18 protein-coding genes, 1 tRNA gene and 1 pseudogene are annotated in these 18241 nt (G+C 66.3%); 13 read left to right on the top strand and 7 right to left on the bottom strand.

The window, feature by feature from the left end; genetic code table 11:
- Nucleotides 1-3 precede the first annotated feature (3 nt).
- Nucleotides 4-945, top strand: a complete 942-nt coding sequence (locus tag ACVMIM_RS07400; protein ID WP_476111407.1) for a 2-hydroxyacid dehydrogenase — start codon at nucleotides 4-6, stop codon at nucleotides 943-945.
- On the opposite strand, the gene ACVMIM_RS07395 is transcribed toward ACVMIM_RS07400, so the two are convergent.
- The 3 genes from ACVMIM_RS07395 to ACVMIM_RS07385 form a co-directional block, all read right to left on the bottom strand.
- Entirely contained in the window at nucleotides 942-1472 is a 531-nt protein-coding gene (locus tag ACVMIM_RS07395; protein ID WP_476111406.1) for a P-loop NTPase family protein, read from the bottom strand. The genes ACVMIM_RS07400 and ACVMIM_RS07395 overlap by 4 nt on opposite strands.
- Nucleotides 1473-1546: 74 nt before the next feature.
- On the bottom strand, nucleotides 1547-1921 hold the full coding sequence (locus tag ACVMIM_RS07390) for a hypothetical protein (RefSeq protein WP_476111405.1): 375 nt from the start codon (nucleotides 1919-1921) through the stop codon (nucleotides 1547-1549).
- Nucleotides 1922-2040: 119 nt separating this feature from the next.
- Complete coding sequence (locus ACVMIM_RS07385; RefSeq protein WP_476111404.1) at nucleotides 2041-2985, bottom strand: methyltransferase domain-containing protein; 945 nt, start codon at nucleotides 2983-2985, stop codon at nucleotides 2041-2043.
- A 210-nt stretch (nucleotides 2986-3195) separates the two neighbouring features.
- Between ACVMIM_RS07385 and ACVMIM_RS07380 the strand changes: the two genes are divergently transcribed.
- Both ACVMIM_RS07380 and ACVMIM_RS07375 read left to right on the top strand, forming a co-directional pair.
- Complete coding sequence (locus ACVMIM_RS07380; protein WP_476111403.1) at nucleotides 3196-4206, top strand: ligase-associated DNA damage response exonuclease; 1011 nt, start codon at nucleotides 3196-3198, stop codon at nucleotides 4204-4206.
- A gap of 232 nt (nucleotides 4207-4438) precedes the next feature.
- Nucleotides 4439-6040, top strand: coding sequence for a cisplatin damage response ATP-dependent DNA ligase (locus ACVMIM_RS07375; RefSeq protein ID WP_476111402.1), 1602 nt, complete (start codon nucleotides 4439-4441; stop codon nucleotides 6038-6040).
- Nucleotides 6041-6197: 157 nt separating this feature from the next.
- Here ACVMIM_RS07375 and ACVMIM_RS07370 read toward each other — a convergent pair whose 3' ends face one another.
- Nucleotides 6198-7394 carry a hypothetical protein gene (locus ACVMIM_RS07370; protein WP_476111401.1) on the bottom strand — a complete coding sequence of 399 codons (1197 nt, stop codon included), beginning with the start codon at nucleotides 7392-7394 and terminating at the stop codon, nucleotides 6198-6200.
- A gap of 325 nt (nucleotides 7395-7719) precedes the next feature.
- On the opposite strand from ACVMIM_RS07370, the gene ACVMIM_RS07365 reads away from it, so the two are divergent.
- The 10 genes and pseudogenes from ACVMIM_RS07365 to ACVMIM_RS07320 all read left to right on the top strand — a co-directional run bounded on the left by ACVMIM_RS07365 (nucleotide 7720) and on the right by ACVMIM_RS07320 (nucleotide 14109).
- A tRNA-Thr gene (locus tag ACVMIM_RS07365) sits at nucleotides 7720-7795 on the top strand.
- Between the two features lie 356 nt (nucleotides 7796-8151).
- Nucleotides 8152-8364 (top strand): hypothetical protein, encoded by a 213-nt coding sequence (locus ACVMIM_RS07360; RefSeq protein WP_040993928.1) that lies wholly within the window; start codon nucleotides 8152-8154, stop codon nucleotides 8362-8364.
- 193 nt (nucleotides 8365-8557) lie between these two features.
- Nucleotides 8558-8746 carry a YodC family protein gene (locus ACVMIM_RS07355; protein WP_040986255.1) on the top strand — a complete coding sequence of 63 codons (189 nt, stop codon included), beginning with the start codon at nucleotides 8558-8560 and terminating at the stop codon, nucleotides 8744-8746.
- 153 nt (nucleotides 8747-8899) lie between these two features.
- On the top strand, nucleotides 8900-9325 hold the full coding sequence (locus tag ACVMIM_RS07350; protein WP_476111400.1) for an EF-hand domain-containing protein: 426 nt from the start codon (nucleotides 8900-8902) through the stop codon (nucleotides 9323-9325).
- A 45-nt stretch (nucleotides 9326-9370) separates the two neighbouring features.
- Nucleotides 9371-9913, top strand: a complete 543-nt coding sequence (locus ACVMIM_RS07345) for an RNA polymerase sigma factor (protein ID WP_476111399.1) — start codon at nucleotides 9371-9373, stop codon at nucleotides 9911-9913.
- Nucleotides 9914-9987: 74 nt separating this feature from the next.
- Nucleotides 9988-10437, top strand: a complete 450-nt coding sequence (locus ACVMIM_RS07340; protein ID WP_476111398.1) for a hypothetical protein — start codon at nucleotides 9988-9990, stop codon at nucleotides 10435-10437.
- Nucleotides 10434-10877 (top strand): periplasmic heavy metal sensor, encoded by a 444-nt coding sequence (locus ACVMIM_RS07335; RefSeq protein WP_476111397.1) that lies wholly within the window; start codon nucleotides 10434-10436, stop codon nucleotides 10875-10877. The genes ACVMIM_RS07340 and ACVMIM_RS07335 overlap by 4 nt, the downstream gene beginning before the upstream one ends.
- A gap of 111 nt (nucleotides 10878-10988) precedes the next feature.
- The gene (locus ACVMIM_RS07330; RefSeq protein ID WP_476111396.1) at nucleotides 10989-11276 is read left to right on the top strand and encodes a GCG_CRPN prefix-to-repeats domain-containing protein; all 288 of its coding nucleotides are present in this window, start codon (nucleotides 10989-10991) and stop codon (nucleotides 11274-11276) included.
- A gap of 129 nt (nucleotides 11277-11405) precedes the next feature.
- A pseudogene (locus ACVMIM_RS07325) lies at nucleotides 11406-12839 on the top strand (DUF1800 domain-containing protein).
- 34 nt (nucleotides 12840-12873) lie between these two features.
- A complete protein-coding gene (locus tag ACVMIM_RS07320) occupies nucleotides 12874-14109 on the top strand; it encodes a DUF1501 domain-containing protein (protein ID WP_476111395.1) in 1236 nt (411 codons plus the stop codon).
- Between the two features lie 49 nt (nucleotides 14110-14158).
- Here the strand turns inward: ACVMIM_RS07320 and ACVMIM_RS07315 are convergent, their stop codons facing one another.
- The 3 genes from ACVMIM_RS07315 to ACVMIM_RS07305 form a co-directional block, all read right to left on the bottom strand.
- The gene (locus ACVMIM_RS07315) at nucleotides 14159-14425 is read right to left on the bottom strand and encodes a GCG_CRPN prefix-to-repeats domain-containing protein (RefSeq protein WP_476111394.1); all 267 of its coding nucleotides are present in this window, start codon (nucleotides 14423-14425) and stop codon (nucleotides 14159-14161) included.
- A gap of 86 nt (nucleotides 14426-14511) precedes the next feature.
- The gene (locus ACVMIM_RS07310; RefSeq protein ID WP_476111393.1) at nucleotides 14512-16095 is read right to left on the bottom strand and encodes an indolepyruvate oxidoreductase subunit beta family protein; all 1584 of its coding nucleotides are present in this window, start codon (nucleotides 16093-16095) and stop codon (nucleotides 14512-14514) included.
- The gene (locus ACVMIM_RS07305; protein ID WP_476111392.1) at nucleotides 16088-18241 is read right to left on the bottom strand and encodes a thiamine pyrophosphate-dependent enzyme; all 2154 of its coding nucleotides are present in this window, start codon (nucleotides 18239-18241) and stop codon (nucleotides 16088-16090) included. The genes ACVMIM_RS07310 and ACVMIM_RS07305 overlap by 8 nt, the downstream gene beginning before the upstream one ends.

Genomic DNA, 18241 nt, shown 5'->3' with positions numbered 1-18241 from the left:
AGAATGGAAAAAGGCAAAATCCTGCTTGCCCTCACGGGCATCCACCCGCAGCGCTGGCATGAGTTGCTTTCGGCCGAGCGTGAAATCGTGCTGGAGCCGAACGGCGCCGACGATCCGTCGATCACCTATGCGGTGGTGTGGAAGCAGAAGCCCAACCTTCTCAAGTCGCTGCCCAATCTGCGCGCCATATTCTCGATCGGCGCAGGCGTCGACCATATCTTTGCCGATCCCGGCCTGCCCGACGTGCCGATCGTCAAGATCGTCGCCGACAATCTCACCCAGCACATGGTTGAATATGTCGTGTGGCGCGTGCTCGACCACCATCGCCAGGCCTCGCTATACCGGGTCCAGCAGCAGAAGAAGATCTGGCACGAGCCGCCGCAAAGAGTGGCGGGAGACATCTCGGTCGGCATCATGGGGCTTGGCAGCCTCGGCCGCGCCGCGGCTTCGGCGTTGCTGTCGCTCGGCTTTGCCGTCAACGGATGGTCGCGCAGCGACCGACCGATGGAGGGCGTTTCGACCTATTCCGGCGAGGCAGGGCTGATCCCGTTCCTCAACGCCACCGACATCCTGGTCGTGCTCTTGCCGCTGACGCCGCAAACCCAAGGCATCGTCAATTACGGGCTGCTCAAGGAACTGCGCCGCCGCAACGGCCTTGGCGGTGCCGTGCTGATCAATGCCGGGCGCGGGCGCCTGCAGAAGGACGCCGACATCGTGCGCGCGCTGGACGACGGCACGCTGAAGGAGGCGAGCCTCGACGTGTTCGAAGTCGAGCCGCTGCCGAAGACCAGCCCGCTGTGGAGCCATCCGAAAGTGTTCGTCACACCGCATGCGGCGGCGACGTCGGACCCCGCTCATCTGGTGCCGATCATGCTTCGGCAGATGGCTGCCTTCGAGCGAGGCGAAAAGCTCGACAATCTGGTCGACAGAGAGGCGGGGTATTAATCGAGGGTCAAACCCCAGTCCCGGAAGCACTGCTTGATCGCTCGCAACGAGGACAGCTGCAGCTTCGGCAGATCGAGCCCTTCGAACATTGCCCGGTATTTGCTGCGGTTTCGCGGCGTGGTGACGGCGATGTGGTGGATCATGTCCCATTTGACGCTGTCGCGCCCGCCTTCCAACGCGCCATGCCGCTTGGTCTCGAACAGCGTTCGCCGAAAGTAACGCAACAGACTTGCGGGCGTGGAGATATCCAGCAGGATCAGACCTGTCGCCCGCCGAAGGCGCTGCGGCATGCAAAGCGAGTAGTTTCCGTCCATCACCCAGCGCTCGCCGGCGATGGCTGCATCGTGCAGGGCAATGAATTCGTTCCTCGGACGCTGCTGCCAATCCGTATTGGGCAGGTGAAAGAGCTGATCGAGGTGAACGACTTCCAAGCCGCGCTTGCGCGCGATCGCGTTGGCAAGGGAGGACTTGCCGCTATTGGACGGTCCCAGGATGCAGATGCGGTCGCCGAGGTCCGAGAGATTCATCGGGTGGACTTTCAAGCGCGGTCAGACGCTCGGCGATCCGCTCGAGCGCTAAACGAATATCGAATGCCGGCTTCTCAGGAAGGCTTCGAGCCGGGCAGCCCGAACGTCTCCTTCTTCTTCGGTTTGCCGCAGTCGCGGCGGTCGATCGAGCGGTTCATGGCATCGATCTCGCCGCTCGCCTTGTTGCTGGCGCGCTGCGCCTTGGAGCGGGTGTCAGGTATGAACGGGCCGAAGCCCATCGCCGGATTGGAGAAGCTCGGCTTGGCGGTGACGGGCAGATCGTTCTGGCGCGCCAACTGATTGCGCTGCGCCAGCAATTGGTCGCAAGGCACATCGTCATATTGCAGTGAGGATTGGACATCCTCGTCCTGGCGCTCGGCCAGCGACGTGCCGCCGACACAGCCGGCAACCGTCAGGCAGGACGCCAACACAACCATGGTCCAGCGCATGGATCCCTCCTAGGGCAATTCCAGAAAAGGGCTTCCGTCCGGAATTGCGCAAAACATTTGGTATCCGCCCCGCGCCACCCCGACCATGCCATTCAGGCTTTTTCGCAGCAAGGTCCGGTTCATGCGGGTGCCGGAGTTATCACCTCGGCGGTTGCAGCGGCGAAGCCGGCAATAATGGCCAGGCCTTGGACCGGATCACCCCGGTCGTGCCGGATAACCAAGCTTTGCAGCGACAGGACCGCAAATCCGTTCGCCCCTAGCAATCGCCGCGCATAGGATTCGGAATGGGCATAGCGCCGTGACGGCAAAAGGGCGAAATCGCGGCCGCCGGCAAGCGTCTCGAGCGAAAAGGCGAATATTCCGTCCTCGGCGAGTATGTTCGCAACCGCGCCGATGATGCGGTCGAGGGCGCCCAGATAGATGAACACGTCGGCCGCGACCACGAGGTCGGCCCTGTCGCCGGTGTGCGTGAAATGCTGAAGGTCGGCCTTGGCCAGCCGGTCGTAGATGCCCTTGGCTTTCGCCTTCTTCAGCATGCCGGCCGAGATGTCGTAGCCCTCCAGCCGGTCGACGAAAGGGCGCAGCCTTTCGCCCATCAGGCCGGTGCCGCAGCCGAGATCGAGGGCCAGCCGGAACCGGCCGGGCCGTGCCTTGCCGATGGCGCGCTCAAGAAAATCCGGCAGGCCGTAGCCGAGCTTTTTGACGAGCGAGTCCTCGAAACTGTCGGCGTAGTGGTCGAACAGGGTCTCGACAAAGGCGCTGGGCGGCGCCGCTGCGGCTGACGCCTTGCCGATCAGCTCGAGCTTCAGCGCAGCGCCAAGGCGGTCCGCAGGCTCCAGATGTAGCGCCATGGCCCAGGCCTGCGCGGCCTGGTCGGGAAGGCCAGCCGCCTCCTGCATCTCGCCGAGGCGAAACCAGCCCGCGGCCCATCGCGGCGCCAGTTCCAGCGCGCCGAGCAGAAGCTCGGCCGCTTGCGCGGGCTCGCCGGAGGCGAGCAGCATCTCGGCGAAATCGGCGCGGCGGTCGGCATTCAAATCGCCCGACGAGGCCTGGAGCGGTTTCATGCGTGAAGGGTCCCGCCGGCAAAGCTGGCCGGCGAAGGGGTCCATAGCATGATCCCGAAAAGTGGGAACCGGTTTTCGGAGAGAGATCATGCTCCAACCAAGAGTTGGATCGTGATGGCGTTTCAACGAAACGCCATCACGATCCAAGACGAGTCAGCAGTCTCTTGCAACAGGCTTCCCGCGGCAAATTTAGCCACTATGTTCAAAGCCATGCGCGCCAGCGACCTGCTCAAGCCCCGCCCGGAAGGCCTCTACTGCCCGCCCGGCGATTTCTTCCTCGATCCGGTGCGGCCCGTCGGGCGGGCGCTGATCACGCATGGCCATTCCGACCATGCGCGATCCGGCCATAGCTCGGTGCTGGCCACGCAAGAGACACTCGACATAATGGGTCTTCGCTATGGCGAGGATTTCGCCGGAACGACCCAGGCGGCCGCGCTCGGCGAAACACTCGACATCAACGGTGTCGCCGTCACCTTCCATCCGGCCGGCCATGTGCTGGGCTCGGCGCAGATCTGCGTCGAGCATGGAGGCATGCGCATCGTCGCCTCCGGCGATTACAAGCGGCAGAAGGACGCCACCTGCTTGCCGTTCGAGCCTATCCGATGCGACGTCTTCATTACCGAGGCGACCTTCGGCCTGCCGGTGTTCCGCCATCCGCCGGACCATGAGGAGATCGCACGCGTGCTGAAATCGGCGGCGCAGTTTCCCGAGCGCTCGCATCTGATCGGCGCCTATGCGCTCGGCAAGGCGCAGCGCGTGATGCGGCTTTTGCGCGACGCCGGCTACGACAGGCCGATCTATATCCACGGCGCGCTGGCGAAGCTCAGCGAATATTATCAAGGCCAGGGCATCGATCTCGGCCGGCTCGAGCCGGCGACGGTTGAAAGCGGCAGCAAGGCCGATTTCGCCGGCGCGATCGTCGTCGGGCCGCCCTCAGCCTTCGCCGACCGCTGGGCGCGGCGTTTCCCGGACCCGATCTCCTGCTTCGCCTCGGGCTGGATGCGCATCCGCCAGCGCGCCAAGCAGGGCGGCGTCGAGCTGCCGCTGATCATTTCCGACCATGCCGACTGGGACGAGCTGATCATCACGATAAAGGAAACCGGCGCGGAGGAAATCTGGGTCACGCATGGCCGCGAGGAAGCGCTGGTGCGCTGGTGCGAGCTCGAGGGCATCGCGGCGCGGCCGCTGCATCTCGTGGGGTATGAGGACGAGGGCGATTGATGGAACAGTGTTCGCCAATCGCCGCCGCCGAGCTCTACGGCGCCCCCCTCTGGCCTGCCGGACATCTCCCCCTCAAGGGGGGAGATTGGCAGTTTCAGCGCCGGCGCATCTCCGGCCAGGCTAGAGATTGGCGAAAGCCGGCGCGGCATCTGATCTCCCCCCTGGAGGGGGAGATGGCCGGCAGGCCAGAGGGGGGTGCCTCGCGCCGGCCTTCGCCATTGTCGTGTCGCGCATGAACCGCTTCGCCGAGCTCCTCGACCGTCTGGTATTGACGCCGTCGCGCAACGGCAAGCTGACGCTTCTCACCGACTATTTCCGCAGCGTCGAGGACCCCGATCGCGGGCTGGCGCTTGCAGCCATCACCGGCGATCTCAACATCGCCGCGGTAAAGCCGGCGATGTTGCGCGCGCTGGTGGTCGAGCGCATGGATCCGGTGCTGTTCGGCTATTCCTACGACTATGTCGGCGATCTCGCCGAGACCGTGTCGCTGGTCTGGCCGCAACCGCAAGGGCATATCCCCAATCATGTGCCGACGCTGGCCGAGGTGGTCGGCAGGCTGCAGGCGGCGAGCCGCTCCGACGGACCCAGGGTGCTAGCGCGGCTGCTCGACGACGCCAGCATCTCGGCGCGCTTCGCCATCATCAAGCTGGTCACCGGCGGCTTGCGCATCGGCGTGTCGGCGCGGCTCGCCAAGCAGGCGCTGGCCGACCTGGGCACGGTCGACGTCGCCGAGATCGAGGAGCTCTGGCACGGTCTGGCGCCGCCTTACACCGAGCTGTTCGCCTGGCTGGAGGGCCGGGCGGAAAAGCCGAGGAGCGCGGCGCTCGCGCTGTTCCGCCCGGTGATGCTGTCCAATGCGGTCGACGACAACGACCTCGAAAAGCTCGAGCCGGCAGATTATGCGGCCGAGTGGAAATGGGACGGCATCCGCGTGCAGGCGGTGTGCGAAGGCGGCGTCCGCAGGCTCTATTCGCGTACCGGCGACGACGTGTCCGGAGCCTTCCCGGACCTTGCCGCCGCTATGAATTTCGAAGCGGCGCTGGACGGCGAGCTTTTGGTCGGCGACCCGCGCGAGGCGACCGGAACCTTCTCCGACCTGCAGCAGCGCCTGAACCGCAAGAGCGTCTCGCCAAAGATCCAGCAGCAATATCCGGCGTTCATGCGCTGCTACGACGCGCTGCAGATCGACGGCGAGGATTTGCGCGCGCTGCCCTTCGCCGAGCGCCGCAACCGGCTCGAAGCCTTCGTCAAGACCCTCGATCCCAGCCGCTTCGATCTCTCGCCGCTGGTCGCGTTCGCCGAGTGGGAGACGCTGGAGCGGCTGCGCCAGGCGCCGCCGCATCCGATCATCGAGGGGGTGATGCTGAAGCGCTGGGATTCGCCCTACCTTGCCGGCCGGCCGAAAGGGCCCTGGTTCAAGTGGAAGCGCGATCCGCACACCATCGACGCGGTGCTGATGTATGCGCAGCGCGGCCACGGCAAGCGCTCCAGCTTCTATTCCGACTATACATTCGGCGTCTGGTCCGGCCCCGAGGGATCGGAGGAGCTGGTGCCGGTCGGCAAGGCCTATTTCGGCTTCACCGACGAGGAGCTGAGAGAGATCGACAAATATGTGCGCGACAACACGATCGAGCGTTTCGGGCCGGTGCGCTCGGTGCGCGCCGACCGCAGGAACGGCCTGGTGCTGGAGGTGGCGTTCGAAGGCCTCAACCGCTCGACGCGCCACAAATCGGGCGTGGCCATGCGCTTTCCCCGCATCTCGCGGCTGCGCTGGGACAAGCCGGCAGCGGAAGCCGACCGCATCGAGACGCTGCAGGCGCTGCTGAACGACTAAAAAATCCAATGAAGGCGCAGCACCCCACCCGGCGCTCGCGCCGACCTCCCCATCGAGGGGAAGTAGGACGTAGCGCTAATCCTTACCCCCTTGATGGGAGGTCGCGCCGAAGGCGCGGGCGGGGTGAAGAGCCAGCGTTGCAGATAGAGCGACACAGTCACTGCGCGATCGAAACACGTATCTCGTAAATGTCGACCGACTTGCCCTTCTGATCGAAGTCGGAGTTGATCGCGATGGTTCCGGCCGCGCCCGGATGCTTGTCCGGGAACTGCACGTCGAACAGATATTCGTTGCGCTCGTGGCCGACAGCGTAGCGCTTGCGGCCACAATCGCCGAGATCGCCGAAATTGCAATCGATCGAGATCTGCGTCTCATTGCCCTCTTCCGAGCGGGCGACGATGTCGAACATGGCATGTTTGCCGGCAAGCTTCTCCAGCACGCCCTGGCCGACATCGAATGCGATGGCCGAGCCCGACGCGCCCGAGCGGATGCGCAGGAATTGGCCGGTATCGTCCCTCATCACCTCGGCGGCGGCGTCGGACGGCGCGCTGACATGCGTCGGATCGGCGGGTGAGAAGACGTTGATCCAGTTCTTCGACTGGTCCGCTTGGCCCGGCTTCTGCGGCGAGCCGGGTTCGGCCGGCTGGGAGGAATCCTCATCGTCCAGCGTCGGCGCCGGCTCCGGCGGACCGGTGTTGAGCTCGGCCGCCGTCTTGAAGACACCGGTCTGCTTTGCGAAATAGAGGCCTATGCCGGCGGCCGCGAGCAGCGTCGCGACGACGAAGATCGCGGTGAGCGGCAGGCGCCGGCCCCTGATGCGCCGCTCGTCGGGGTCGGGCGCGACCTGGGCGCCGTTGCCGACCGGGGCGCCCGGCGAATCATCGAGCGACGGCGCATCGGGAAGCGCCGTCTCGTCCGGCATGATGTCGGGCACGCGCGGCAGCACGCGCGAATGCGGCCGGTCAGAGGCATCGGGCTGCACCGGCCCGTCAACGGTGATCGAGGGCGACGGCGCGGATTGCGACGGCGGCCGTGGCGCGTCGACCGACGGCGCGGCCGATACGGCAGGAGCCTCGACGCGCGGATCCGGCGCGCCATTGCCGGCCGGCACGACGTTTTCCGGCGGCAGCGTCACATCGGGGACGGCCGGCAGGAACTCTGATTCGATCTCCGTGATCTTGGCCTGCACCGCCTTGCGGCGGCTGATGGCGGCCTCGACCGTGACGTTCGGATTGGCCTGCAGGACGCGGTCGAGCGCGGCAAAGGCCGATCGATAGACCTTCTCGCGGAACGCCCGGTCCTCGGCATTGCCTTTCTCGAAGGCATTGCGGATCGCTTTCTCGATGGGGTCCAAACGAGCTCCCTCTGCGCGTTCGCTGCCGGTTGTCTGATCGTCAGCCGCGGACGACCAATCGATCAACGGCGAGCGGCTGCCTGCCGGTCAGAGCCATTTCGGCATTTTTTGTTGAAGAATCAACATTTTTCGTCACCGCCGGCGCGACCGCACCGGTCAGCCCGGTGCAAGGGACAGGCGGCCCGCACGCCGCTGCAGGCCCGTCGCGCGGTAACCGTAGATCGGAATTGCCGCCGGCGAGACCGGAATTCACCGCTGCCCATCTTGAATTAGCGAGCGGTTGAGTCTATCACCCAGCCCATTCTGGAAGCCTGACGCTTCCCGGGCCGCTTTAGCTCAGTTGGTAGAGCACATCATTCGTAATGATGGGGTCGCGTGTTCGAGTCACGCAAGCGGCACCAAATTTCTCCACGAGAACCAAACCATTACCGAAGCCGATCGTTGAGCGGTCTGCCCGTGAACGCTAGGCGACGGGGCAGGTGACAAAAGATCACCGGCGGGGGTAATCTGCCCCAACGGAATAAGGGGCTATATCTTTGGCCCTTTCGGACCAATGCGTCCGGCAGGATGGACCTCGGTCGATTGTGGGCGAGCGGGCAAATCAGACAGTCTCGCGATCGCGCCGGCCGATAACCCCAAGCCCCCCGCCCATCCGTCGGTGCATGCCCGGCTTGCAGGACCTCAAAATCCTAACCACAAAATGCGAGCCGGGCTTCCATCCGCGTGCCGTGCCGAGACGGAAGTTGTCGGAAATGCAATGAGGCGTTGGACGGTCTACCACGTCGATTTCGAAGCAGAAGGCAACAAACCGCTTCTGACTGAAATCGGAAGCGTCGAAGCAGACAATCTTCTGGCGGCGGTGATGAAGGCGCAAGTATTGTGGCCCGATGAAAGGTCCATGACCGTCCGCCCGGCCGGAGACGACAGCCAATCGGCGCAGCCGCCCGCTCCCCAGCGCGACACCGATTGAACCCAAGGAACGATCAGGCCGCTCGCTCGGCTGCCCGACATGATCCGGCCACGCCTTCAGGCCGGCCGGCTTGCCGCACAAGCAGCACCAGTTTTCCACGCCTTCCGCCCTGCACCACCTCAGATGCGCATCTCGGCCATTGTCGGGAATCGATGTTGGTGGGAAACTCCCTCTATCAGCATGGGAGGTCGAAATGCCCAATAGTTTCAAGACCGGAGACGTCGTCAGGCTGAAATCCGGAGGCCCGGAAATGACCGTCAGCGACGGTGCGGCTTCCGGCACGTATCTGTGCCACTGGTTCAACCGCGAGGGCGACGTCTGGACGCCGCAGCATGCAGGCTTCAAGCCGGACCAGTTGGTGGTCGTCGACCAGCCGAGATAGTCGTCGGCTCCTGTCCTGAGGAATCGTTCGCCGCGGCGGCGTCGGATTCCGAGGATTCTGCCCGGTCGAAAAGGACCGACGGATTTTGCTCGTCGCCGCGTTCAACGGCTGAAGCGTGGCCGCCAATGGCCGCGCCCAACCGGAGACGAGAGCATGATCCGCCCAACCCTATTCGCCGTTGTGCTTGGCTTGCAGACCGCGGCCGCGGTCGCTCAGACAACGACGCCGGCCCCTGCGCCCGCCCAGACGACGCCGGACAGCTCGGCTGCTGCCAAGTCCGGCCTTACGCTGGAGAAATTCGAGGCGCGCCGGGAAAAGGCGTTCATGCGGGCCGACACCGATAATGACGGCAAGGTCAGCCTGGCCGAGTGGACCGCTTTCCAGACCGCGCGCAAAGCCAAGGGCGATCCAGCCAAATCCTTCGCGCGCATGGACACCAACAAGGACGGCTTCCTCGACAGAGGCGAGCTCGACGCCTTCCTCGCCAAGCGCTTCGCCAGGCTCGACAAGAATAGCGACGGCATGCTTGGCGCCGACGAGAAGCCGGGCCACAAATCCGCTCCCAAGCAGGAGCAATGATCACGAGGCTATGCCGCGCAATGACATATGGGAGCGCCCCAGTTAATGGGCGCCGATCCGGACGAGGAACTGGTACGCCGCATCGGCGCCGGCGATGCTGCCGCCGTGCAGGCGATGGTGGCGCGCAAGCTGCCGCGCATCCTGGCCCTGGCCGCAAGGATGCTCGGCGACGCTGCGGAGGCCGAGGACGTCGCGCAGGAGACTTTCATGCGCATCTGGCGCCACGCCTCGGCCTGGCGCCAAGGCCAGGCACGCTTCGACACCTGGATCCACCGCGTCGCGCTCAACCTCTGCTACGACCGGCTGCGGCGCCGGCGCGAATGGACGACGGACGAGCTGCCGGAGATGGCCGATGACGCGCCGCTTCCCGATGCCATGCCGGGCGACGAAGAGCGCAGGGTCAACCAGGCCTTGCTGCGCCTCGCGCCGCGCCAGCGCGAGGCGATCGTGCTGGTCTATTATCAGGAGCTGTCCAACATCGAGGCCGCCGGCGCCATGCAGGTCAGCGTCGATGCGCTGGAAAGCTTGCTCGCGCGGGGTCGTCGCGCGTTACAGGCCATGCTCGTTGGAGACTATGGCAATGACTGAGACAGCAAGGGCATTGCCGGCTTCGCGGGCAAGGGCGTGGGGGGCCACGTCAAAACGGCGGAAGGGGGAACGAGATGGCTGAGAAAATCACGGACGGTCCGATGGATGCCGGGCGCTTCGCCGCGCTTGCGGATGCCTATGGCGGCGCCTTGCATCGCTGGCCGCCGGCCGAGCAGGCCGCCGCAATGCTGTTTGCCGAGACCGGGCAAGGCCGCGCCATCCTGGAGCGCGCCGGCAGGCTCGACGCCGTGCTCGACCGTTATCGGGTCGAAGCACCCAGCCCGGCGCTTCATCGCATGATCGTCGCCCGCGCCGCAGGCGAGGTCAGGCACGAACGCCGCCGGCGATTCTGGTGGCTGGGCTTCGGGCTTGCGGGCGTCGGGCTCGCCGGCGCCATGGCCGGGCTGGCGCTGGTGACCGTCGTTGCCCCGGATATCCAGTCGGATCACTATGTGATGGACGCCAATGCGACGTCGTTCGGCGATGCCGGCCCCGACGCCGATCAGGCTGAGGAGGATCTATGAACCCCCGTCTCGTCGCGGCATCCCTGGTACTCAACGTCTTTCTGATCGGCGCGCTCGCGGGCGGGGCGGGCTGGCTGATCGGCAAGTCCAATCCGGGCTATTCGCTGGAATCGGCCGGCGGCAGATTGCCGGCCGCCGACCGCAAGGCCTTCCGCCAGGCGCTGCGCGAGGTGCGTCGAGAGTCCCGCGACGTGATCCTCGATGGACAGGCCGCGCGGCGCGAGGCGGCGCACCTCCTGCAGCAGCCGACCCTCGACAGCAACGCGCTTGCCGCCGCGCTGGAGCGCGCGCGCAATGCCGATGTCACGGTCCGCACCCGGCTGGAACAGCGCATCATCGAATTCGCCGCATCGGGATCGCTGGAGGACCGCCAATTGCTGGCGGACGCACTGCTTCGGCGCGCCGGCCGGCAGCCGCCGCCTGCAAAAAAATCGCCATAGGCAGCGACGGAAAGGGCGGGCGTGCTCCGTTCAAGGGAAAGAGGGACAGGCCTTTGACCGCCTTCGGCGGCGGGCAGGTTCTCTTCAACCTCGAAACTTGGGGAGTATCCCATGAACGGTCTGACGAAATATTCGCTCGCGGCAGCGCTCGCCATCGGCGGAACGGTCGCCGCGAGCGCCGCCTCGGCGATGCCGATCGCACCGGTCGCCCCGGCGCCCGCAATGATAGAGCACGTCGCCTGGGGCTGCGGTCCGGGCTGGCATCCCAATTATTGGGGCCGCTGCGTGCCCAATCGCCGGGTGATCTATCCCGGCTATTATTACTGGGGCGGACCGCGCGTCTATATCGGCCCGGTCTGGCATCCCTACCACCGCTGGCACTACTGGCGCCGCTGGTGATGGTCCGCGCATGGCGCCGGTGCTGCGGCTGGCGCCATGAGCGCTCTTGCGATCATGCAATATGTCGGACGAAGCGATCTGCGTCGGGCTCGGACGGAGGCTTCGTTGGCCGCACCGGTTTCACAGTCCATGTCCCCCGATCCGGCGCTGGTAGCGCTCCACCGCTTCGGCCTCGGCGCAAAACCCGGCGACGAGTTCGGCAAGATCGCCGCCGATCCGCGCGGCTACCTCAAGGCCGAGCTCAAGCAGCAGGACATCGCGCTCATTTCCCCAGACGACCCGCGGAATGCCGGGCTGCTGGACAGCACCGCGGCGATCCAGGCCAGCATGGCGGCGGCCATGGAGCGCAAGGCGGCGCGGGATGAGAAGGCGGCGGCCGCCATGCGGCCGTTGGCAGCGGATGATCCACCCGGCCCGGCTGTTGCAAAAGCCAAACCCGCGGTGCCACGTGTCGAGGCAGATATCTATCGCGACGAGGCGCAGGCCCGCTTCGACAAGGCGCTCGCGGCGGCGCCAGGCTTCGTCGAGCGCCTTGTCGGCTTCTGGTCGAACCATTTCTGCGTTTCGGTCGCCAAGGCGCCGGTCGTGCGGGCCAGCGCCGGCGCCTTCGAACGCGAGGCGATCCGCCCCTTCATGCTCGGCCGCTTCGCCGATATGCTTTTGGCCGTCGAGCACCATCCGGCGATGCTGTTCTATCTCGACAACCGGCAGTCCATCGGCCCCGATTCCCGCGCCGGCAAGCGGCGCGGACGCGGCCTCAACGAGAACCTCGCCCGCGAGATCCTGGAGTTGCACACGCTCGGCGTCGGCAGCGGTTATACCTAGGCCGACGTCACCAGTTTCGCCGCCATGCTGACCGGCTGGACGATGGCGGGCCGCGAGGGGCGGCTTGGGGAGCCGGGAAGCTTCGTCTTCAACGCCAACGCGCACCAGCCGGGCAAGGCGGTGCTGCTCGGCAAGATCTATCCCGACGGCGGCATGGGCCAGGCGGAGGCCGCACTCAACGACATCGCCCGCCACCCGGCCACCGCGCAGCACATCGCCACCAAGCTTGCCTGCCATTTCCTCGCCGACGATCCGCCGCCGTCAGCGGTCGCCCGCCTGGCCACGGTCTTCACCAAGACCGACGGCGACCTGCGCTCGATCGCATTGACGCTGATCGACATGCCCGAGGCCTGGTCGACGCCGCTCACGAAGCTGCGCTCGCCCTTGGACTATGTCGTGGCGCTGCGGCGGGCGATCGGCGCCACCGCCGGCAACGAACCGCAACGGTCGCTTCGCTGGCTGAGCGTGCTCGGCGAGCCGCTGTGGCAACCGCCGGGGCCGAACGGCTTTTCCGACCGGACGGATGCATGGGCCTCCGCCGAGGGTCTGAAGACGCGGCTGGACATCGCCTGGCAGGCCGCGAAGCAGGCGGATGACACCGGCGATCCCGACGAGACGCTGGCTTCCATCATCGGCACGTCCGTCTCGGCGGAGACGCGGCAGGCGATTGCACGGGCGGAGTCCAAGCAGCAGGGCCTGGCGCTGCTGTTGATGGCGCCCGAATTCCAGCGCCGGTAGTTCCGGCGCCGGTGAGCTAGCTATGGAGATGGCCATGAGCCTTTGCGAAACCCCCAGCCTGTCCCGTCGCGCGGTGCTGATGAGTGGCGGCGCGCTGTTTGCCTGGGCCTATCTGCCGCGCTTCGCGCGCGCCGCCGACAAGCGCGACCCGCGCCTGATCGTCATCGTGCTGCGCGGCGCGCTGGACGGGCTGTCGACGGTCGGGCCGGTGGGCGATCCCGACTATGCCGGCCTGCATGGCGACATCGCGCTTTCGCTCTCGGGCGCCAACCCGGCATTGCCGCTTGACGGTTTCTTCGCCGTCAACCCGGCAATGCCGGTGTTTGCGCGTCTGTTCAAGGCGGGCCGGGCTGCGGTGGTGCATGCGGTGGCGACCGGCTATCGCGACCGCTCGCATTTCGACGGCCAGGACGTGCTGGAAAGCGGCCTGCCCGGCCCCGGCAATGCCACCACCGGCTGGCTCAACCGGGCATTGGCCAGCCTGCCGGCGGGCGAGCGGGTGGCGAAGCTCGGAGGGCTGGCGGTTGGGCCTTCGACGCCGCTGGTGATCCGCGGCGCCGCCCCCGTGCTCGGTTGGGCGCCGCAGGCGTTGCCGACGCCCGGCGACGCCTTGGCGGAACGCGTGCTCGATCTCTACAATCACCGAGACCCGGTGCTGGCGGCAGCACTTCAAAAAGGGCTCGACGCCGACCGGATGGCCATGGGCGATCAGCTCGACGGCAAGACGATGAAGCCGAAAGGCGGCCTCGACAATGCCGCAGGCATGCGGCAGTCGGCACAGGGCGCGGCGCGGCTGATGGCGGCCGATGACGGGCCGCGCATCGCGGCTTTAGCCTTCGACGGATGGGACACGCATGTCAACGAAGGCGGCGCCACCGGCCGGCTCGCCAATCTGCTCGGCGGACTGGACGGCGCCTTCGAGGAATTCGAGAAGGGGCTCGGCGAACGCTGGCAGCACACGGCGGTCGTCGCGATCACCGAGTTCGGCCGCACCGCCCGCATCAATGGCACCGTCGGCACCGACCACGGCACCGGCACGGTGGTGCTTTTGGCCGGAGGCGCGATCAAGGGCGGCCGCGTCATCGCCGACTGGCCGGGACTGAAGCCGGCGCAACTCTATGAAGGCCGCGACCTCGCGCCGACCAGCGACGTGCGGGCAGTGCTGAAGGGCTTGTTGGCGGATCAGTTCGGGCTTTCCGCTGCGGTGCTTGGCGACAAGGTGTTTCCGGAGTCGGCCGGGGTTAAGCCGATGCGGGATCTGGTGGCGTGAACGAAAACGCCCGCGCCGTTGCCGACGCGGGCGTCGATCCCTCGACGGATCACCAGGTCCAATAACCTGGGTGCCAGCGGCCGTGATACCAGAAACCGGGATGCCAGTGGCGCACCGGCCGGATAAACCGGCGGCCGTTCGGCACACATCTGCCCCAGCGGTTCATGTGCCAGCCGGGACCGCAGCGCCAGCCGACGCTCTCGATCGGCAGCGGCGCGGCACTCGGCTTGACAAGCGGCATGGCCTGCGAGCCGGCGCCGGACAGCATCAAGGTGCCGGCTGCCAAGGCGACGGGCAGAAAATACTTGGTGACCATAAGGTTCGTCTCCGTGATTCATCCCTACCTCCGTGAAACGGAGGACAGGGCGGAATTCCGTCGGAGCTGTGTGGATCACATCTTCGTTAGCGAGCAGCGCCTTCATTGAGCGTCGCAACCGTCTTCAGCGCGCCGTCCAGCATGTCGCCTTTTTCGTCCTTCAGCGCCGCCTCGCGCAGGCGGCGGATCCAGTCGGCGGCATCGTCGCGGCCGTTGAGCATCGGCAGCGCCGAGAGCACGCGGTCGAATTTCGACTGGGCGCGGGCATGAGTGTCGCTGTAGCCCTTGATCAGACGGCGGCAGTTCAGGATTTCGGTGGCCAAAGCGTAGTCTTGGCGAGCGTGGCTGAGCGTCAGTTCGTACCAGCGCTCCAGATGCTCGAGCTCGACCTTGTGGCGCAGCAGGCCGCGGCGCCAGCGGCGCAGGCCGCCGATGAACCATAGCATGGCGAAACCGGTGAAACTGTCGGTGCGTATATGGCGGCCGCGGTTGATGCGGCGGTCGAGGAAGGCCGCGAGTTTTGGGCGGTTCTCGATGTAGCTGCCGAGCCCAGCAGGAAGCGTGCCGCAAAACTCCTCGATGCGCGGATGGAAATATTCGGTGACCTGGAGGACCGAACCTTGCTTGACACCGACCTCCTTGCGCACCCGCTTGTCGCGGGTCGAGCGCGTCTTCAGGTCGGCGACGCGGATCATGTCGTCGTAGCACATGGCATTGGCGAGATGCTTCGCCGCCGCGATCGACAGCGCGTAGCCGCGCTCCGCATTGTCGAGCGCCACCGCTCTGCCCAGCCGGTCGAGATATTCGCCGCCGTAGGCGATGTCCTGGTAGTCGACGACCTTCTTCAGGCCGCGTTCGGCCATATCGCGCACCGGCTCCGGCAGCGCGGCGACGCGGGCGGCGAGCTCCTGCCAGCCTTTCAGCAGCGTTTCCGGGCCGCTGACCTTTGCCGTTGCACGGGCTTCGGTCGCGGCCGGTTTCGCCGCCTTGTCGCCCACCGGCGCTGCCGCGATGCCGCGCGCGCGATCGTAAGCCGCGCCGAAGGCGGCGAGGCTTGGCCCGACACCACGGCCGCCGGCGCCGATCGCCTGCTCGTACCTTTCACGGGTAAAGGGAAGCGCGTCGGAGCCGGCCAGCGCGCCGAGGAGGCTGGCCGAGATCATGGTGCCGTTGTCGGCGGCGATCTTTTCCATGTCGAAGGCGATGAAGCGTTTGGCCGCCGCCTGCGCCGTCGCATGCACCTTTTCGGACGAGGCGCGGCCGTCGCCCGGCTCGATCTTCTCCGACACGGCGGCGATGCGGTGCGAGGAGGTGATCAGCGTCGTGCGCTCGGGCGTGACGAAGCCGCGGATGATGGCGCGGCCGGCTTCCATCAGCTCGGCGGCGATCAGGATGTCGACGTCGCCCTGCGAGGGCGACAGCGCAAAGACCGGCAGCCGGCCGGTGTCGCGGGCCATCTCGATGTAATAGATCGTCGCGCCGGTGCGCTGCGCGACGCCGGCCACCGAGGTCGACTGGGCGATGTAGCCGTTGCGCTCGGCGACGTCGGTGATCCAGTCGGCAAGCACGCCGCCGCCCTGACCGCCGACCGCGAGCACAGCGAGTTTTATCACCTGCTCGTCGTCATGGGCGCCCGATTTCGGGCGCAGGGGAGAAGCCTGATCAAGCATCGGCGAACATCAAACGGCGGCTCTCGCGGCGGCGCTGCAGAAGACCGATCACGGCGCGGCGCGCGCTTTCGAGGAAACGGTCCCAGCGGCTCGGATTGTGGACGACGTCGGCGCGGTAGAAGGAGGGGCAGAGCACGGCCGCATCCGCCACCTCGCCGCAATTGCCGCAGCCGACGCAATTCTGGTCGATCGAGGCCACCGGATCGTCGCGCAGCGGATCGTCGAGCGTCTTCACCGACAGCGACGGGCAGCCGGAGAGCCGCATGCAGGCGTGGTCGCCCGTGCAGACGTCCTCGTCGACGCCGAATTTCGGCTTCACCACCCGCTCGCCGCCCTTGATCGCCTTGTCGACCAGCGGCTTCTCGCGGCGCTGGCGGTTGAGCATGCATTCGGACGAGGCGACGATGACCTTCGGGCCCTTCTCCTTGGTGGTCAGCGCGTCGCGCAGGGCCGCCCGCATCTTGCCGACATCATAGGTGCGGTCGATGTGGCGCAGCCATTTGACGCCCATGCCCTTCACCGCTTCATCGATCGGATGTTTTGTGGACTTCGTTCTGTTGTTGGCGCGCGAGGACAGGATGTCCTGGCCGCCGGTGGCGGCCGAGTAGAAATTATCGACGATGACGATGACGCCGTCATTCTTGTTGAAGACGGCATTGCCGATCGAGGAGGTCAGGCCGTTGTGCCAGAAGCCGCCGTCGCCGACGAAAGAGATCGAGCGGCGTTTCGCTTCCGGCGAATTGAAAGCCGAGGCAGAAGCCGGCCCAAGCCCATAGCCCATGGTGGTGGCGCCGAGCTCGAAGGGCGGCATGATCGAGAACAGATGGCAGCCGATGTCCGAGGCGATGTGGTGCTTGCCGAGTTCCTGCTCGACCAGCTTCGTTGCGGCGAAGATCGGCCGCTCGGGACAGCCGACGCAGAAGCCCGGCGGGCGACCAGGAACGACATTGATCAGATCGGCCGTGTCGACGCCCTCGCCCAGCTTGTTGGGCGCGCGCACCTCGCCAGGCAGCAGATGCGGGGCATTGGCGCGCAGGAAGGAGCCGATGCCGTCGAGCATCACCTGGCCGGTATATTCGCCGGCCATCGGCAGATGCTCCTTGCCGACCAGCTTGGTGTCGCGGCCGGCCTTGTGCAGCATCGCGGCGAAGGCCTGCTCGATGTAGTTAGGCTGGCCTTCCTCGACCACCAGCACCGCCTGCTTGCCTTCGCAGAAGGCGAGGAACTCGTCCTCGACCAGCGGATAGACGGCGTTGAGCACATAAAGCGGCACATCGGTGTCGCCATAGGTGTCGGCAAGGCCGAGCCGCTGCAGCGCGCGGATGACGGAATTGTACATGCCGCCCTGCATGACGATGCCGACCAAGCCATGGTCCGACCCGAAGATCTCGTTGATCTTGCGGCTCTTGATGAACTCCACCGCGGCCGGCCAGCGCTTGGCGACCTTCTCCTTCTCGTGCAGGAAGGAGGCGGGCGGCAGCACGATGCGGCCGGTGTCGCGGCGCGGCGCCGACAGCGCGTCGGCTACCGACATTGGCGGGCGCTTGTTGTCCTTGGCGGTGAAATGGCCATGGACGTGGCAGCAGCGGATGCGCACCTGCAGCATCACGGGTGTGTTCGAGGCCTCCGACAGCTCGAAGCCATCCTCGACCGCCTTGACGATCGAAGGCAGGTTCGGGCGCGGGTCGAGCAGCCACACCTGGCTCTTCATGGCAAAGGCGTGGCTGCGCTCCTGCATGATGGAAGAGCCTTCGCCGTAATCCTCGCCGACGATGATCAGTGCGCCGCCGGTGACGCCGCCCGACGCCAGGTTCGCCAGCGCGTCGGAAGCGACATTGGTGCCGACCGTCGACTTGAACGTGGCGGCGCCCCGGATCGGATAATGCACGGAGGCGGCGAGCATGGCTGTGGCGGTCGCTTCCGAGGCGCTCGCCTCGAAATGCACGCCGAGCTCGCCCAGAATGTCCTGCGCATCGGCCAGCACATCCATCAGATGGCTGATCGGCGCGCCCTGGTAGCCGCCGACATAGCCGACGCCGCATTGCAAGAGCGCCTTGGTGATGGCGAGGATGCCCTCGCCGGAAAATTCCTCGCCGGCGCCGAGCCTCAGCTTTTCGACTTCCTTGGCAAAAGACCGTTCGGCCAT

It is taken from the genome of Mesorhizobium sp. USDA 4413, from assembly GCF_056280365.1.
This window is presented reverse-complemented; position numbering and strand designations above follow the sequence as displayed.

Bases quoted from the DNA above. Each gene is read 5' to 3' on its own strand.
- ACVMIM_RS07380 (WP_476111403.1), top strand. From the start codon at position 3,196: ATGCGCGCCAGCGACCTGCTCAAGCCCCGCCCGGAAGGCCTCTACTGC.
- ACVMIM_RS07395 (WP_476111406.1), bottom strand. From the start codon at position 1,472: ATGAATCTCTCGGACCTCGGCGACCGCATCTGCATCCTGGGACCGTCC.
- ACVMIM_RS07335 (WP_476111397.1), top strand. From the start codon at position 10,434: ATGAACCCCCGTCTCGTCGCGGCATCCCTGGTACTCAACGTCTTTCTG.
- ACVMIM_RS07340 (WP_476111398.1), top strand. From the start codon at position 9,988: ATGGCTGAGAAAATCACGGACGGTCCGATGGATGCCGGGCGCTTCGCC.
- ACVMIM_RS07350 (WP_476111400.1), top strand. From the start codon at position 8,900: ATGATCCGCCCAACCCTATTCGCCGTTGTGCTTGGCTTGCAGACCGCG.
- ACVMIM_RS07330 (WP_476111396.1), top strand. From the start codon at position 10,989: ATGAACGGTCTGACGAAATATTCGCTCGCGGCAGCGCTCGCCATCGGC.
- ACVMIM_RS07310 (WP_476111393.1), bottom strand. From the start codon at position 16,095: ATGCTTGATCAGGCTTCTCCCCTGCGCCCGAAATCGGGCGCCCATGAC.
- ACVMIM_RS07400 (WP_476111407.1), top strand. From the start codon at position 4: ATGGAAAAAGGCAAAATCCTGCTTGCCCTCACGGGCATCCACCCGCAG.
- ACVMIM_RS07320 (WP_476111395.1), top strand. From the start codon at position 12,874: ATGAGCCTTTGCGAAACCCCCAGCCTGTCCCGTCGCGCGGTGCTGATG.
- ACVMIM_RS07305 (WP_476111392.1), bottom strand. From the start codon at position 18,241: ATGGCCGAACGGTCTTTTGCCAAGGAAGTCGAAAAGCTGAGGCTCGGC.
- ACVMIM_RS07355 (WP_040986255.1), top strand. From the start codon at position 8,558: ATGCCCAATAGTTTCAAGACCGGAGACGTCGTCAGGCTGAAATCCGGA.
- ACVMIM_RS07390 (WP_476111405.1), bottom strand. From the start codon at position 1,921: ATGCGCTGGACCATGGTTGTGTTGGCGTCCTGCCTGACGGTTGCCGGC.
- ACVMIM_RS07345 (WP_476111399.1), top strand. From the start codon at position 9,371: ATGGGCGCCGATCCGGACGAGGAACTGGTACGCCGCATCGGCGCCGGC.
- ACVMIM_RS07375 (WP_476111402.1), top strand. From the start codon at position 4,439: ATGAACCGCTTCGCCGAGCTCCTCGACCGTCTGGTATTGACGCCGTCG.
- ACVMIM_RS07385 (WP_476111404.1), bottom strand. From the start codon at position 2,985: ATGAAACCGCTCCAGGCCTCGTCGGGCGATTTGAATGCCGACCGCCGC.
- ACVMIM_RS07315 (WP_476111394.1), bottom strand. From the start codon at position 14,425: ATGGTCACCAAGTATTTTCTGCCCGTCGCCTTGGCAGCCGGCACCTTG.
- ACVMIM_RS07360 (WP_040993928.1), top strand. From the start codon at position 8,152: ATGAGGCGTTGGACGGTCTACCACGTCGATTTCGAAGCAGAAGGCAAC.